The following is a 15,888-nucleotide window of genomic DNA, read 5'->3' as shown; positions in this document are numbered from 1 at the left end:
TATTAAAAATAAGGGGGAAGATTTAGTGTGAAGATAGTAAAATTTCTGAGAGAATATTTTAAATCGCCAAGAATTGTTGGAGCCGTGGCTCCTAGTTCACAAAGGTTAGCTGAGAAAATGATCAGAGATATTGATTTTGAAAATGCAAAGTGCATAGTTGAATACGGACCAGGTACAGGTGTATTTACAGACAAGCTTGTAGAGGGGAAAAGAAAGGACACGATATTACTGCTGTTAGAATTTAATAAAGAATTTTGTAAGCAACTAGAGGAAAGATATAAGGGATATGATAAAATTATCTTAAAAAATGACTCTGCTGAAAATGTAGATAAATATTTAAAAGAGCACAATATTAATGAAGTTGATTATGTAGTTTCAGGTCTACCTTTTGCAAGTTTACCTAAGAATGTTTCAAATAACATATTAAGAAAAACTAGAAGTATATTGAAGAAAGATGGGTTATTTATAACTTTTCAGTACACTCTTTTAAAGAAAGAATTTATTGCAGGATTTTTTAAAAAAATAGATTTAGAAAGAGTGGTACTTAATGTTCCGCCAGCTTATGTACTAAAATGTCAAAATTCTTAAAGAAAAGGAGTAACTTTATGTCAAACAAAATTTTAATAGTTGATGATGATAGTGAAATAAGAAAAATTACAGGGATATATTTAGAAAACGAAGGCTATGAGGTGTTAAAAGCAGAAAATGGAGAACAGGCTCTTAAACTTATTGATGAATATAATATTGATCTTATCCTTTTAGACATCATGATGCCGATTATGGATGGGATAGAACTCTGTATGAAAATTAGAGAAGTTAATATGATGCCTATTATCTTTTTATCTGCAAAATCAGAAGAACTTGATAAAATTCATGGTCTGGCATCAGGTGCTGATGACTATATAACAAAGCCCTTTAATGCTATGGAACTTATTGCAAGAGTTAAGTCGCAGCTTAGAAGATATACAAAATACTCCACTCCCCAAAATATAGCAAAGAATATAATTGAAATTGGTAACTTGATAATAAATACCGATACAAGGCAAGTGTATTCAGGAGGCAATGAGATCAGACTTACACCAAAAGAATTTGATATACTTGAACTTCTTGCAAGTAATAAAGGAATTGTTTTCAGTATAAAAAAGATTTACGAAAGAGTATGGGGAGAAATCTTTTATAAATCAGATAATGCAGTTATGGTGCATATAACAAAGATAAGAGAAAAAATTGAGGAAGACCCAAGAAAACCTATATATATCAAGACTGTTTGGGGAGTTGGGTATAAGATATGAAATTTTCAATATTTACAAAAAAAATCAGTGTTGAACTTATATTATCAATTATAATTTCTGTCTCATTTGCATTTTTGTTAGTATATATATCTTCGACTTTTATTACTATACCCTATTTCTTGGCAAGAGATAACGCTGGGGAAGTAATAGATTATTGTATTATAAGCTTTATTATCTCTGCAATTGGAATAGCAGCTTTTTTGGTCATATTTTTATTATTAGTAAATAAGAAAATAAAATATATAAAATATATTTCTGAAGAAGTCTCTAAAATTGCAAATGAACAATTAGGTTCAACCTTGAAAGTACGTGGGAATGATGAATTAGCAGAACTTTGCAAAAGCATTAATTCTATGTCTTTGGAGCTAAAGGATAAGTTTGAACATGAAAGAGGAATAGAAAATACAAAGACTGAGTTAATAACCAATGTTTCTCATGATTTAAGAACTCCTTTAACAGCGATAATTGGATATATAGATATTTTAAAAAATGAAAAATATAAAAGTAAAGAAGAAGAGAAGGAACATTTAATCTCAACATATAACTTATCAATAAAATTGAAAAATCTTATTGATGAATTATTCGAGTACACAAAGCTATCTAGTAGAGATATATCCTTAAAACTTGAAGAAGTGGATTTGAGTTCTATACTTATTCAAATACTAGGAGAATATACTCCAGTGCTTGAAACTAAAGGTTTAAGTATTATAACAGATATAGCTGAAGAAATCCCAATTAAAATAGATATTGAAAAAATAGTCAGAGTTTTTGATAACATTTTAAATAATGCAGAAAAGTATAGTATTAAACCATCAGAAATTATTATCAAGGCAGAAAACAAGTCAGACTACACTCATATTTCTATTTCAAACAAGGGTAAACATATTGAACAGGACAAGTTGAATAAAATGTTTGAGAAATTTTATAGAGTTGATATTTCAAGATCAAGCAAAATCGAAGGTTCAGGACTGGGATTGGCAATATCACAAAAAATTATAGCACTTCATAATGGTGAGGTTTGGGCTGAATGTGAGGATGATATGATAAGAATACATATTAAATTGCCTATTAGCAATTAAATTGCGTTATACTCAATAGTTCCAATAAAACCTATAGATTAGCTTAAAGGTACGAAGTAGACATAATACTCATTTACGGAATCTCAATAATTATAAAATAATAAGGAGCTGTTATTATGGCAAAAAATATGAAAAAAAATTGGACTTCAGAAGATATTACTTCACAAAAAGGTCGTTCAGTTGTTATTACTGGAACAGGTGGAATTGGATATGAGACAGCATTGGAGATGACACGTGCTGGAGCTGAAGTTATAATGGCAGGTAGAAACAAGGATAAAGGAGAAGAAGCTATAAGAAAGATTAAGAAAATAAATCCTAATGGCAATATACGTTTTGAAAAACTTGACCTAGCAGATCTTGCTTCTATAGAGGCCTTTGGTGAACGAATGAGATCTGAGCGCAAAAGTTTGGATATTCTTATAAACAATGCAGCGGTAATGGCTCCGCCTAAGCGTTTGGTTACAAAAGATGGATTTGAACTACAAATGGGTACAAATTATTTTGGACATTTTGCATTAACAGCACAAATGCTTCCTCTTCTTAAGAAAGGAGACAAGCCTAGGGTAATCACATTGAGTAGTTTAGCTCATACTGCAGGAGTTATAGAATTTGGTGATCTTCAATCAGAACACAATTACAAACCAATGGTAACCTATGGTCAGTCAAAACTCGCATGCCTTATGTTTGCATTTGAATTGCAACGACGAAGTGGTGCAGCTGGCTGGGGGATTACTAGCATGAGTACACATCCGGGGATATCAAGAACGGAATTAATCCCTAATGGAGCTGGAAAGAATAGCCCAACTGGAATTGTAAGACGTTTAATGGGTCCGTTTTTATTTCAGCCAGCAGCTCATGGAGCATGGCCATCACTTTATGCTGCGACAGCAGAAAATGTAAAAGGCGGAACATATTATGGTCCATCAAAAATGAAAGAGATGAGAGGGTATCCTACGATAGCTAAAGTTGCACCACAAGCTATGGATGTTGAGGTGGCTTCAAATCTTTGGGAAGTATCTGAAAAACTGACAAAGATAAAGTTTATTTAATAAAACTGTTGAGGAAAATTTATGCCCAATGGATCAATGTATTCCTAGTACCGCTTATTGCAACCTTTATTATGGTAATGTGGGATGTTGTTATGGATCCAATTACCGCAACAGTAAATAAAGTATGGATATGGGAAGATGGGGGCAGTTACTTTGGGGTTCCTATTTCAAATTATTTAGGTTGGTTTTTAGTGGTTTATATTTTTCTACAAATTATATTCATGATAAAAGTAATATCATCATGAATAGATAGTAGGTGACGCTGTTATGATGTAGGACAATTACTTTTCAACCAATAAATGCAGTAAAATTTGAAAGGGAGAAATTATATGAATAAAATTCTTATTTACGCAGCATATGGCTGGCTAACTTTTAGTGGAACAATGCACATATTAATTGACGTTGTTTCGCAATATTTCCGAAATACCCGTGTACCCAGTGCCGAAACAACACTTTATTGGGGCTTGAATATCGCTTATGGAATGGGACAAATTATATTCGGAGTGTTTGCACTTTTAGTTGCTCGGTATGCTTTCGGAATCCTAAAGAAATTGCCCACAATTGCACTTAGTTATCTTGCAGCAGGCGCCTGGCTGGTATTTGGTCATTTCTTTATTGAATATCGCCAGCCCCAAAACATGGTTTTCATATTTATTGCACTTCATACTACGGCGACTATATCCGCTAAGTACGTTCATAGATAGATTAGTATAATAAATGTACTGTTAGTGATGTTCAAAAAGATAACAATTGTCATGAATGCATTAGAGTAGAATTAACATTACAATTTAAATAGTGTCATTTATAAAAATAGCAGAAAAAGCATTGACTTTTTCTGCTATTTTTTTGGTGTGCCCAGCATGGGCATGAACTAATCGGTTCTTTCTTGAAAACTTCTTGTTTTTCATTATCAGCCTTTTTAAGTACATCTGTTGGTCTTGTATAACTTAAGAATCCATTTTAAACAAGTGTCCATGTAGATACTTTTATGAAACTAGGTCATAATATAGATGAAATCAAATTTCTATTGTAGCACAAGATTTTTTATATTTACTACAAGCGTGTCTAAAACTGGCACGCTAAAATTTTTTTTGTGAGTAGTGTAATATTTTGAGTTTTAATGTGACTAATTATATGAAAGGGGGATTTAAATGAAGCAAATAGAAAAATTGTACTTAGAATATAAGCAGGATATATATAATTATTTGCTTAGTATTACTCATAATCAGACCCTTTCAGAAGATTTGCTCTCAGAAACCTTTATAAAGGCTATTTATTCTATTGGAAGCTTTAAGGGGAATTCATCAATTAAAACCTGGTTATTTAGCATAGCTCGCCATTTATGGTTGCAAAATTTACGAAAAAACAAGCCTACTGTGGAGTATAGTGATCTTTTAGAGTTATATATTGCAGATAGTGCCTTTGACAACTTTAATACAAAACAAATAGCACATAGAGTGTGTGAACTCTTAAAAACCAAAGATGAGCAAGTACAAAAGGTAGTAAGTATGCGTGTCGATGGGATAAGTTACTGTGAAATATCAGAGAAAATAGGTATTTCTGAAAACTCGGCAAGAGTACTAGATTTTAGAACAAAGAAATGGCTCAAATCCGTTTTGAAAAAGGAGGAATTAATTTGAACATATCATGTGATGTCATATTGGATTTAATACCGCTAGTTAAAGATAACGTTGCGAGTGAAGATAGTATTAAATTAGTTACAGAGCATATAAAAAGCTGCGAAAGCTGTAAACTAGAGCTTGGAAGACATACTTTGCCAATTCAAACAGAATTAGATGATAAAAGAGTAGTATCCTCAATTAAGAAAAAGCTATTTCTTGTAATGTCAGCGTTATTATTTATTGGAGCATTTATCGGAATGGCATTAAATAAAAATTCATCTTCAAACTTTATGCCAGCAATAATTGTTGTTTTAGGTATTGTTTTTGTAAGTTTACTAATATTTAAATTTGACTTGAAAGGGGATAGGTATATGAAAAATTTCTTTCTAGGAAGAGCTATTGTTACAATAATTATCTTTACTATATTGGGGATTTATCTATTGATGAAAAATGTATTACATCTTTTTTAGACATGGACAACAAGGGATATAGTATAATACATAGCTTTTGTATTACATATTATTTTTAATAGACGACTAAAAATAAAAGTGGACAAATTAACCTGATAACTTTTAAGATACTAATTTATAAGCATTGGTTAAAAGTAGAGCGTAAAGTAAAAACTCACTATAGAAATATCGAGAGTTTTTACTTTTTGTGCGACAACCTCTTTTTGATTTCCATAGAAAGTATAAAAATATTAATCTTAACATGAATTAATGAGTTCTATGCAAACTGAGTTTCCATTGTAATTTACATCAATTTATGATAAAAAATTAGTATCATAATTAAAGATATGGGAGAAAAATCAATGAATTTTGTAGCAATAGATTTTGAAACTGCAAATGAAAAAAGAAATAGTCCATGTTCTATAGGAATTATTGTTGTAAAAAATGGTGAGATTGTAGAAAAAGAACATCACTTAATAAAGCCTAAGGAAATGAGATTTATGCCAATAAATATTGGAATTCATGGAATAAGACCTAGTATGGTAAAGGATGAATTAGAATTTGATAAAGTGTGGGAAAAAATTAAGCAATATTTTAATGATAATTTGATAATAGCTCATAATGCTTCTTTTGATATATCTGTATTAAGAAGAACATTAGAGCTTTATGAAATAGAAATGCCAAAATTTCAGTATATATGCACAATGAAGCTTTCTAGAAATTTTTATAGTAATCTTGACAATGCAAGGCTTAATACAGTAAATAATTTTTTAGGATATGAATTTAAACACCATGATGCTTTAGCAGATGCAATAGCTTGTGGTAATATCTTAACTAATATAAGTAAAGAATTAAACTGTAAAGATATTAATGAAATATCAAAATTAGTTGGAGTGACTTTAGGTACAGTAAATAAAATTGAATATACTCCATGTTCAATAAAAGGAAAAGTTTTAAAAAAATCTAATAAACAGTTTTCAAAACAAAATGAAAATACAGTAAAAAATCTTAATTCTACTGCATTTGAAAATGAGATTATTGTATTTACTGGTGGATTAGCTTCTATGACAAGAGATGAAGCAATAAATCTAGTTAGAAAGCTTAGTGGCACTGTAGGAAGTTCTGTAACTAAGAAAACAACCTGTATAGTCACTAATACGAAAAATATAGAAGATTTGCATAGAGAGGAAATGAGTAATAAGCTTAAAAAAGTGATGGATTTAAAGCAAAAAGGGCAAAATATAAAGTTATTAAATGAAGAAGAATTCTTGAATTTATGTGAGGCGCCTTTATAAAGTCTTAGAATAAGACATCTAAGTATTTTGGGGATATAATGTATTATTAAAAATAAATAATATAAAATAAAATATTTTTCTATTGCAGACCATAATAGTACAAATGGAATAGAGGAAGCAAAAGAATATTGAATTGGCAAGGATATTGAAATTATTCCGGCAATTGAATTAGATTGCACTATTGATAAAGTTAACTTACATGTTTTAGGTTACGGCATAGATTATAAAAATTCTATATTTCATGAAATTGAAGAAAATATTATACAGCAGGAACAAGCTGCATCAAAAAAACGTATGAAGCTGATTCGTGAATTAGGAATAGATTTTTCAGATGAAGTTATTGCATCATTATCTAGGAATGGGGTAGTTAATGGTGAGATGATTGCTGAAGCTGCTATGGAATTCGATAAGGAACATAAAAATCCACTACTTATGCCGTATTATGAAAATGGTTCAAGACATGATAATCCGTATGTTAATTTTTACTGGGATTATTGTGCTCAAGGGAAGCCTGCTTATGCGAAAGTAAAGCTTATAGACTTGCAAGAAGCAATTAAAATTATTGAAGAAAGTGGTGGAATACCTGTTTTAGCGACCCTGGAAATAATGTTAAAGAAAATATGCCTCTATTAAGAGATATTATTTCTTGTGGCATTAAAGGTATAGAAGTTTACAGCAGTTATCATAGCAGAGAACAAGTAGATTTTTATAAGGAATTTGCTTTAAAAAATAAATTGATTTTAACATGTGGAAGTGATTTTCATGGTAAAACTAAACCAAGTATATCTATTGATGGAACAGACTGTGAAAACAGTGAAGAGAATATTATATCAAGATTAAAAGAGCTTCTAATATGAAAATAAAATTTAATATAAAGATTTAAGAGATTACAGCACTATTCTGTATAGGATAGTGCTTTTGTGTATGCTTCAAATTTTAGTTTATCTGATTTTCCATTTATAGATATAAAGAATTTATCTTTAGCAAGTTAATTTATATGATAAAGTATTCGTCTCGATTTACTTTCCCGATGTTGATAAGGTAATTATAAATTGCTATTATTGATTAAAAGATTAAACCATTAATACGTGAATGAGTTGATTTATTGTAAAAGGAGTTAACCATTCATTATTTGATTCTTTACTTAAAGCAGGCATATCAATGAATGAATTAGAAAATTTAAAAAAGCTAGAAAATGAATTCAAAGAATGTAGACCTGTGTTAACTGCTATTGGGGATGAGACAAGACAATTAATTATTTTAAGTTTGTCTAAAGGAACATATCCTGGAATGAGAGTTGGAGAAATAACTAGAAGAACAAACTTATCACGCCCAGCCGTTTCGCATCATTTGAAAATATTGAAAGAAGCAAAAATTGTGAATGTGGTAAAACAAGGTACGATGAATTTTTATCATATAAACAATCCAGCAAAAAGTGGATTGGCTTTGGTGAAATTGTTATTTTCCCATCTTGAAGAATTTATGTCTGATTGCTGGAAAGAGAATTTGGATGAAAAAGAGATATAAATAATAATTTACAATTGCTATAGTATTTTAAATTGTTTTGAAAGGAGTAAATAAATGAATGTAGCTAACAGAGAAATAAAGGCAGCTAATGGGGTGAAAATTCCACAAGTAGGGTTCGGAGTATATAAACTAATTAAGGAAGAAGATTTTGAGAATGCAGTTGGGGAAGCTATTAGAAATGGTTATCGTCATTTTGATACAGCTAAAATTTATGGAAATGAAAAAAAGTTAGGGATGGAAATTCAAAAAAGTAAGATACCTAGAGAGGAATTTTTTATTACTTCTAAGGTCTGGAATACGGATCTTGGTTATGAAGCTACTAAGAAAGCATTTAAAAGAACTTGTGAAAATCTAAATGTAGAATATATTGATATGTATTTAATTCATTTTGCAGCCCCTTGTTATTTAGAAGCATGGAGAGCTATGGAGGATTTGTATTCTGAAGGAAAAATCAAAGTCATTGGAGTTGCGAATTTTGAAATTCAGCACCTTGAAGAATTAATGAAACATTCCAAGATTGCACCTATGGTTAATCAAATTGAGACTCATCCAGAGTTCCCGCAAAATGATTTACATGATTATTTAATTAAACATAAAATTTTACATGCAGCTTGGGCACCTTTAGGGCAAGGGAATAAAGATTTATTGAAAAATAAGGTGTTGGAGGAAATTGCAAATGATCATAAAAAAACAGTGGCTCAAGTCATTCTACGGTGGCATACGCAAAGGGGAATTATTATTATCCCAAAATCATCAAATCCAAAAAGAATAAAAGAAAACATTCAGCTGTTTGATTTTGAATTATCCAGTGAAGAAATGGGAAAAGTTAATCAACTAAATACAGGCAAAAGGTATTCTCACAATCCTTCAGGTTATATGGTTAATCCCCTTTATAATAAACTGATGAAAATTTTCCTTAAGTAGATTGGGACTCTATCCTAAAATCAGCGATTAATATTCTACGGTTAATATATAAATAAATGGTGTAGGTCGTACGTTATGTAAAAATATGCTATAATCTCTAATATAAATACATCATAGTTAACTAATAAGTATAGACTTAGGTAATAATTATTTACTTTAAAACTTACTGGATATGAGGTGATAACATGAAAATTGGTGAATTTGTTAAAGTCAACAATTTGACAATAGATACTATAAGACATTATATGGATATGACTCTGATAATACCCGAAAAGCAAGGTGGACAATACAACTTTGATAATAGATGCCAAAGTGATTTGGAAGATGTGCTCCTGCTTAAAGGAATGGGTTTTTCATTAAGCGAAATTAAATCAATTTTTATGTTTAAAAGATTAGGGAAACTAACTAAATATGAGGAAGAGGAATGTTTTAAAACATTTTTCATAAATAAATATAAGCAAATAGAAAATCAGATAAAAGAACTTAGAGGAATGAAGCAAAAGCTCGAAACAAAATTAAGTGATCTTTCAAATGTAGAAGGCAAAGATAAATCTATTATAGGTATAGATATTAGAGCACTTAATATTTTAAAGTGTTTTAGATGCAAAAAAGATTTAGAACTTCTTGAAGGTAATATAACAAATAATCAAATTATTAATGGAAAATTGGAATGCTCTTGTGGTGAGGAATATATAATTGAAGACGGCATATTAAGGGTCTCTAATACAAAAGTAGATTCTGATTTTAATTTTGACTTTAACTACATTATAGATTATATAAATTCTACTAATGAAGCTTATCTTGAAAATGTTTATCGTGGAATGGATTGGATATATAAAAAAATTGATTTTCAGAATTTAAAAAATAAAGTTTTACTTGAGCTAGGTTCTGGAATTGGATTTTTTTTAAGAAATGTTTATCAAAATTTACCTGACGATTCAATATATATTGCTGTAGATCACGATATAAATAAACATTTATTCTTAAAAAGCATTTTAGAGAGTATAAATTGTAAAAAGAATATATTATTCATTTGTTCTGATTTTGAGCAAATTCCAATAAAAGATAAATCTGTTGATATGCTCTTAGATATTTCAGGAACAAGTAACTACAGTTTTGATCATGAGGAGTTTTTATTAAATCAAGTTAATAATTATGTAAAGGATAGTGCAGATATAATAGGAAGCTATATTCTATTCAAAAATTTTGCATCAAACTGCTTAATAGAAGATAAATACCGAAAAAACTTCACAATAGATAATGTTAAGAATCAGCTTTCAAAACTTAACTATAATATCTTTGAAGAAAATATATCAAACTATATAGAAAAAGGCGGAAAATATGAAAGTTATTTTAGAGATGGAGAAAAGGTATATTCATATTTGATTTTTGGAAAAAGGTAGGGTTAACCCTATCTTTTCTTCATTTTAGCACAAAATTTTACTGAATTAATCAATTGATATGGTGATAAGACTACTATTTACAATGAAATTAGAAATATTATTTTTAAGGAAGAAGGAATTAAATTGTTAGTATCAGTCTTATCATTGAAAAAGCTTCTAAAGAATGCGGAGCTAGTAAATGTATTTTTATTTTCAATTGCAAGTTTTATATCTCTATTTGGAACGTCAATATATAATTTCGCCATCAGCCTATATGTGTTAAAGCTTACTGGTTCAGGATTAAGCTTTGCAACTACATTAATAATTGCCATTCTATCTACCGTTCTTGTAAATCCATTTGCAGGTGCACTTGCTGATAGAATTGATAAAAAACTGCTTGCCGTTATTACAGATGCACTAAATGGAATTCTATTATTAGGTATATTTATGTTAACTGCAAAACAGAATCTAAATCTAACAATTATATATTTAAGTACATTTTTCTTAAATGTATCTTCTACTATTTATGCAATAAGTATTGAAGCAGCAAAACCTAATATAGTATCAAAAGAAAGGCTTATTCATATAAATTCCATCAATAAAGTAATTGAAGCTTCCTCTTCTATACTAGGTCCAATGGTTGGAGGTATAGTTTTTGCTTTGTTAGATATAAGGTTATTCATAATAATTAATGGTTTTTCTTTCGGTATTTCAGCATTACTTCAGCTATTTATGAATTTTAAGTTCAATTATGATAAAAATGAGAAAACTGAAGAAAAATTTAATATTTTCATTGATATTATTGACGGCATCAAATATTTAAGAAGTAAAAAAAGTATTATAAATATGTTTGGAATTTTTATAGCATTGAATTTTTTTATTGGACTTTCAATTAATGTGCCAATGCCATATATAATCAATAATATTTTAAAATTAAATGCTAATTTTTTTGGCATAATACAGGCTTTTTTCTCTGTAGGAATGATTGCTGGTGCACTAATAATAAAAAAAGTTATGAATAAGTATTCCTATCTCCAAATTATAAAATCCTCTAATATCATATTATCAATATGTATGATAGCAATAGGAATCTCTGTTATAATGCACTATAAAATATATGATAAAAACATTTATTTAATATATTTCAGTTTGATAATGTTATTAGCAGGCATAGCTGTATCTTCGATTGATATACCTATTTTTTATATACTACAACAAACTATTTCAGAAAGTTTTAGAGGAAGAGTATTAAGTATAGGAATTAGCATAGCTAAAATAATTCTACCTATCGCGCTAATCATAGCGGGAGCTCTTATAAATCGTATACCGGCATATATATTACCAATAATAAGTGGAGTAGGACTTTATGTTTTTAGTATATTATATGCTAAAGCTGACTAGCTTTACTTGAGAAAAAATGATTATAAAATATAAACCTACTAAATTATCTAAATATTTATTGGAAGATGAATTAAGCATTAAAATTTAAAAGCTTTTTTAGAGTATAGTAATATTTTTAAGAATATGATATTCTATACTAATGCCTAATTTTAAAGTTTGGCTATTTTAAAAGGAGATGGTTGATATGATACCAATAAATCATAAAAGTTTTATAGATAATTCAATAAAAGTTTTAAAGGATGACTTTAGAATTGTAGGAGTTGCAACAGGAGGATCATATATTACAAATGAAATGGATGAATATTCAGATATTGATTTTATAATTGCAGTAGATTCTAACTACTATGAAGAAGTAATGAATGAGAGGACTAAAATAGCAGCAAATTTAGGTACATTATTATCAGCATTTACAGGAGAACATGTTGGAGAACCACGACTCTTAATATGCTTATATGGTCCAGAATTGCTACATGTTGATTTGAAATTTGTATCAATAAATGATATAGCACATAGAGTTGAAGATCCTGTTATTTTGTGGGAACGAGACAATTGTGTATCAGAAGCATTAAAGCAAGATAATGCAAAATTTCCAATTCCAAAACTACAATGGATAGAGGATAGATTTTGGGTTTGGATTCATTATGGAGCTACCAAAATAGGCCGAGGTGAAATTTTTGAGACTATAGAATTTATATCATCATTGAGGCAAATGGTAATAGGTCCACTAATATTAATGAAAAATGGAGAATTACCAAGGGGAGTTAGAAAAATAGAATTTGTTGCTCCAGATAGCATAAGCCTATTGAAAGATACTATACCATCATATAGCATAGAAAGTTGTATAAAATCGTTAAAGGTGATAATGCAAATATATTTGGAATTAAGAGAATACTTTATAACGGAAGATTTTGTGAAACGTGTAGAAGCTGAAAAATGTTCTGTAGATTATTTAAATAAAATAAATCATGGGAATAAGTAATCCATAAAATTTCTTTCACCTACTTCTATAAGGTGTCTTGTGGTCGCTCCTTTAGCAACTTCAGCTCTTCGGCCTTCATGTGAAGGAAGAATGACTGAGCTTGTTCTTTCAAATGCAAAAATGATGATAAATCAAATGCAAAACTAGAATAAAAAATTTAAGATTATAATGAAAAGAAGAGGTAACAAATGTATGCTGCCTCTTCTTATTTTGACTTACTTATATTATATAAAAAATAATATTTTAATTGTAAAATGTAGTAACTAATAAGATACGGTTGTCATACAATATATTAGTTAGGGATTATATTCTTAACTAGTATGTATAAATGTTTGGAAGGAGTAAAAATGGCTTCGATAGAACAATTCGAGTATTTTGAGCTGAATCCTAATGAATTCAATAGCACCGAAATACCAGTATCAATTATGCCTTATGTAATTAGTGAGGTGTTTATAGATGAGGTTATTCCTGGGGATCTTATTTGGATAAATGCAGTAATTGGTGGTGTGGATAATGACAATGAAACTAAAGCCGCATCACTTAACATTAATTTGTATAAGGGAAATGTTTTTATACCAGGAAAGGAAATATATTCGTCTTATATAGAAGTTGATAAAGATGGAGATGGAGATATTACAAATGTCCCTCTTTCTTATGTTGACGCTATAAATAAAGCTGCTACAAATGTCAGGTATGTGTTAACAGTACAATTAACTAGTAATGTAAAAAATGTATTTATAAGAGGGCCAATTACCTTTACAGCATTACGCATAAGACCTTGAATAGATTAAAAAATATATCTTTTCACAATTTAAAAGCTATAATCTGAGGAGGAACTAAAATGGCAATAACTATACAACAATTTGACTTTTTCACTGGAGCTACCTCAGCTACTGATAATTTAATTCCAGTAACAAGCACTCCTACTGTAATAGGTGAACTAGTTATAGATGAAGTAATTGTAGGTGATCTTATTTGGTTAACTGGTGTGGTTGGTGGTCTTGATAATGACAATGAAACAACTTATGCTTCCTTTGATATAAAAATATTTAAAGGGGATGTATTTATCCCAAGTAAACAAGTTTATTCAATTTCTACAGAGGTTGATAAAGAAGGCGATGGAGATTTAGTTAATACTCCATTGTCTTATGTAGATGTTATAGATAAAAATGCTACTAATGTGAAGTATGTAATAACTATTCAAGAAACAACAGGTAATAAAAATGTATTTGTTGATGGACCAATTACCTTTACAGCTGCTAGAATTAGAAAATAACACCATTAATTACAAAAAGTAAAAATGATAGAATTTTAAATTAAGACACATGAACTAATTTCATTTTACTCATCTAAAAATACAAAACTTAATCTTTATTTTTAGATGAGCTTTTTCATATTTTTATTACAATGATCAACTTCAGTCCTTCGGCCTTAGAGGCACGCCCAGGGGTTTTGTGAAAGCCAAATGACTGGACTTGCTAGTCATTAGCGGCGATGGTTGGATATGTAAGCCATTGTATTACAGATTAGAAAATGTAACTTCGGATGTACATATGTTACTACCTACATATCTGTGGGTATATTGAATAAACCTAACATAAAACTATATTATATTTGATTTACTAAAAGTTAATTTTTTTGTGCCTATTTCTATATTAAGAATTAATGCCATAGAAATCATTGTTGTAAATAAAGAACTCCCCCCATAACTTATAAATGGTAAAGTTATACCTGTAATTGGAAGTAATTCTAACGTCATTCCAATATTTTGGGTTACAGCGAATAAAATGTATGAAGCCATACCAACACAAATAAATTCTCCAAATCTATCCTGAGCTTTTTTTGCAATTTTTAATATTTGTATAATTAATATTGCATATAAAAATAATAGAAACAATGATCCTATAAAGCCCCATTGTTCAGCTATGGCAGTAAAAATAAAGTCTGTTTGAACTTCGGGAACATGAGTTCCAGCATATTCTGGGGATACTTCTGGATCTAATGATAAACTATACCCTAATAATCCGCCAGATCCAATACTAATTAGCCCCTGATCAAGCTGATACCCTTTACCTGTTGTATTATTATTGGTATTTAAAAACTCCAGAATTCTATCTTTCTGATGTTGAAAGATTAATCCAGAATTCCATAAAAGAGCTATAGCTAATACCAAGATTGAAAATCCACCTAATATTATTTTTTCATCTAATCCGGCTATATACATCATGCCTAAAATAATAAAGAAACATACCATTGTCATTCCCATATCTTTTTGGATTAAAATTAACCCCACAGGAAGTGAAACATAAAGTAAAATTTTTCTGAAATTATCCCGATTATTAATATGACAATTCATATCATCTAGCAATTTAGATAACATTAAAATTATAGAAAACTTAGCCACTTCAGATGGCTGCAATAAAGAAATTTTTAAATCTATCCAACCACGTTCCCCATTAATATTTATACCTATTCCAGGTATCCAAACTGCAATTAGGAGTGCAATTGTTATCCAATATATTATTGGAACATATTGATAGATAACTCTATAGTCAAAAGTTAAAAATAAACAAATTGAAATTAGTGAAATAAAAAACCATGTTAATTGTTTTCTTGTAAATAAAAAAGGATCATTGAAAACCCCACCTTTAGTACATAAGTATATGTTAATAATACCAAATGATGTAAGGAGAACTAAAGTAGTTAATAATTTAAAATCCAATTTCTTTAATGATGTAAAATCTAGATTGTATTTTTTTAACATAAATATAAGGCCCCCCTTTTTTGATAGCATTTGTTTTGTCATATTAAAAAAATATCCATTTTGACTATATCATATTTGGAGTTATTTTCATTAAAATACATATAATTGTAATATATTTTTAAGTT

The 15,888-nt window shown here is 29.3% G+C and carries 19 protein-coding genes; 18 read left to right on the top strand and 1 reads right to left on the bottom strand.

Going from position 1 to position 15,888, the window contains the following annotated elements; all coding sequences use genetic code 11:
* Nucleotides 1-27 precede the first annotated feature (27 nt).
* The 18 genes from D2A34_RS12905 to D2A34_RS12825 all read left to right on the top strand — a co-directional run bounded on the left by D2A34_RS12905 (nt 28) and on the right by D2A34_RS12825 (nt 14,275).
* A complete protein-coding gene (locus D2A34_RS12905; RefSeq protein WP_079440044.1) occupies nt 28-588 on the top strand; it encodes a class I SAM-dependent methyltransferase in 561 nt (186 codons plus the stop codon).
* A 17-nt stretch (nt 589-605) separates the two neighbouring features.
* Complete coding sequence (locus D2A34_RS12900) at nt 606-1,292, top strand: response regulator transcription factor (protein WP_079440043.1); 687 nt, start codon at nt 606-608, stop codon at nt 1,290-1,292.
* Complete coding sequence (locus tag D2A34_RS12895) at nt 1,289-2,371, top strand: HAMP domain-containing sensor histidine kinase (RefSeq protein ID WP_207669018.1); 1,083 nt, start codon at nt 1,289-1,291, stop codon at nt 2,369-2,371. Before D2A34_RS12900 ends, D2A34_RS12895 begins: the two co-directional genes overlap by 4 nt.
* 116 nt (nt 2,372-2,487) lie before the next feature.
* Nucleotides 2,488-3,420, top strand: a complete 933-nt coding sequence (locus D2A34_RS12890) for an oxidoreductase (RefSeq protein WP_119366880.1) — start codon at nt 2,488-2,490, stop codon at nt 3,418-3,420.
* An 8-nt stretch (nt 3,421-3,428) separates the two neighbouring features.
* Nucleotides 3,429-3,665, top strand: coding sequence for a carotenoid biosynthesis protein (locus D2A34_RS12885; RefSeq protein ID WP_207669017.1), 237 nt, complete (start codon nt 3,429-3,431; stop codon nt 3,663-3,665).
* 84 nt (nt 3,666-3,749) lie between these two features.
* Nucleotides 3,750-4,124, top strand: a complete 375-nt coding sequence (locus D2A34_RS12880; protein WP_182629367.1) for a hypothetical protein — start codon at nt 3,750-3,752, stop codon at nt 4,122-4,124.
* Nucleotides 4,125-4,571: 447 nt separating this feature from the next.
* Nucleotides 4,572-5,060: an RNA polymerase sigma factor gene (locus D2A34_RS12875; RefSeq protein WP_119366878.1), complete on the top strand. Its 489-nt coding sequence runs from the start codon at nt 4,572-4,574 to the stop codon at nt 5,058-5,060.
* Nucleotides 5,057-5,512 carry a zf-HC2 domain-containing protein gene (locus D2A34_RS12870; RefSeq protein WP_119366877.1) on the top strand — a complete coding sequence of 152 codons (456 nt, stop codon included), beginning with the start codon at nt 5,057-5,059 and terminating at the stop codon, nt 5,510-5,512. Before D2A34_RS12875 ends, D2A34_RS12870 begins: the two co-directional genes overlap by 4 nt.
* Nucleotides 5,513-5,853: 341 nt before the next feature.
* Nucleotides 5,854-6,786, top strand: a complete 933-nt coding sequence (locus D2A34_RS12865; protein WP_119366876.1) for an exonuclease domain-containing protein — start codon at nt 5,854-5,856, stop codon at nt 6,784-6,786.
* Nucleotides 6,787-7,080: 294 nt separating this feature from the next.
* A complete protein-coding gene (locus D2A34_RS27230) occupies nt 7,081-7,419 on the top strand; it encodes a hypothetical protein (protein ID WP_243128334.1) in 339 nt (112 codons plus the stop codon).
* Nucleotides 7,407-7,643: a PHP domain-containing protein gene (locus tag D2A34_RS27225; protein WP_242966020.1), complete on the top strand. Its 237-nt coding sequence runs from the start codon at nt 7,407-7,409 to the stop codon at nt 7,641-7,643. Before D2A34_RS27230 ends, D2A34_RS27225 begins: the two co-directional genes overlap by 13 nt.
* A gap of 304 nt (nt 7,644-7,947) precedes the next feature.
* Nucleotides 7,948-8,313: an ArsR/SmtB family transcription factor gene (locus D2A34_RS12855; RefSeq protein WP_079440037.1), complete on the top strand. Its 366-nt coding sequence runs from the start codon at nt 7,948-7,950 to the stop codon at nt 8,311-8,313.
* A gap of 54 nt (nt 8,314-8,367) precedes the next feature.
* Nucleotides 8,368-9,237, top strand: a complete 870-nt coding sequence (locus D2A34_RS12850; protein ID WP_119366875.1) for an aldo/keto reductase — start codon at nt 8,368-8,370, stop codon at nt 9,235-9,237.
* A gap of 185 nt (nt 9,238-9,422) precedes the next feature.
* Nucleotides 9,423-10,640: a MerR family transcriptional regulator gene (locus tag D2A34_RS12845; protein WP_119366874.1), complete on the top strand. Its 1,218-nt coding sequence runs from the start codon at nt 9,423-9,425 to the stop codon at nt 10,638-10,640.
* 123 nt (nt 10,641-10,763) lie between these two features.
* Entirely contained in the window at nt 10,764-12,020 is a 1,257-nt protein-coding gene (locus D2A34_RS12840) for an MFS transporter (RefSeq protein ID WP_119366873.1), read from the top strand.
* 184 nt (nt 12,021-12,204) lie between these two features.
* Nucleotides 12,205-12,999: a nucleotidyltransferase domain-containing protein gene (locus D2A34_RS12835; protein ID WP_119366872.1), complete on the top strand. Its 795-nt coding sequence runs from the start codon at nt 12,205-12,207 to the stop codon at nt 12,997-12,999.
* A 347-nt stretch (nt 13,000-13,346) separates the two neighbouring features.
* Nucleotides 13,347-13,781, top strand: a complete 435-nt coding sequence (locus D2A34_RS12830; RefSeq protein WP_119366871.1) for a hypothetical protein — start codon at nt 13,347-13,349, stop codon at nt 13,779-13,781.
* A gap of 59 nt (nt 13,782-13,840) precedes the next feature.
* Complete coding sequence (locus D2A34_RS12825) at nt 13,841-14,275, top strand: hypothetical protein (RefSeq protein WP_079440031.1); 435 nt, start codon at nt 13,841-13,843, stop codon at nt 14,273-14,275.
* A gap of 327 nt (nt 14,276-14,602) precedes the next feature.
* Here the strand turns inward: D2A34_RS12825 and D2A34_RS12820 are convergent, their stop codons facing one another.
* Nucleotides 14,603-15,763 (bottom strand): FtsW/RodA/SpoVE family cell cycle protein, encoded by a 1,161-nt coding sequence (locus tag D2A34_RS12820; RefSeq protein WP_079440030.1) that lies wholly within the window; start codon nt 15,761-15,763, stop codon nt 14,603-14,605.
* Nucleotides 15,764-15,888 lie beyond the last annotated feature (125 nt).

Origin of the sequence: Clostridium chromiireducens (assembly GCF_003575225.1) — a bacterium.
GTDB classification, from domain to species: domain Bacteria; phylum Bacillota; class Clostridia; order Clostridiales; family Clostridiaceae; genus Clostridium; species Clostridium chromiireducens.
Note: the sequence above shows the minus strand (reverse complement) of the source record. Positions and strands in the feature narration are given on the sequence as shown.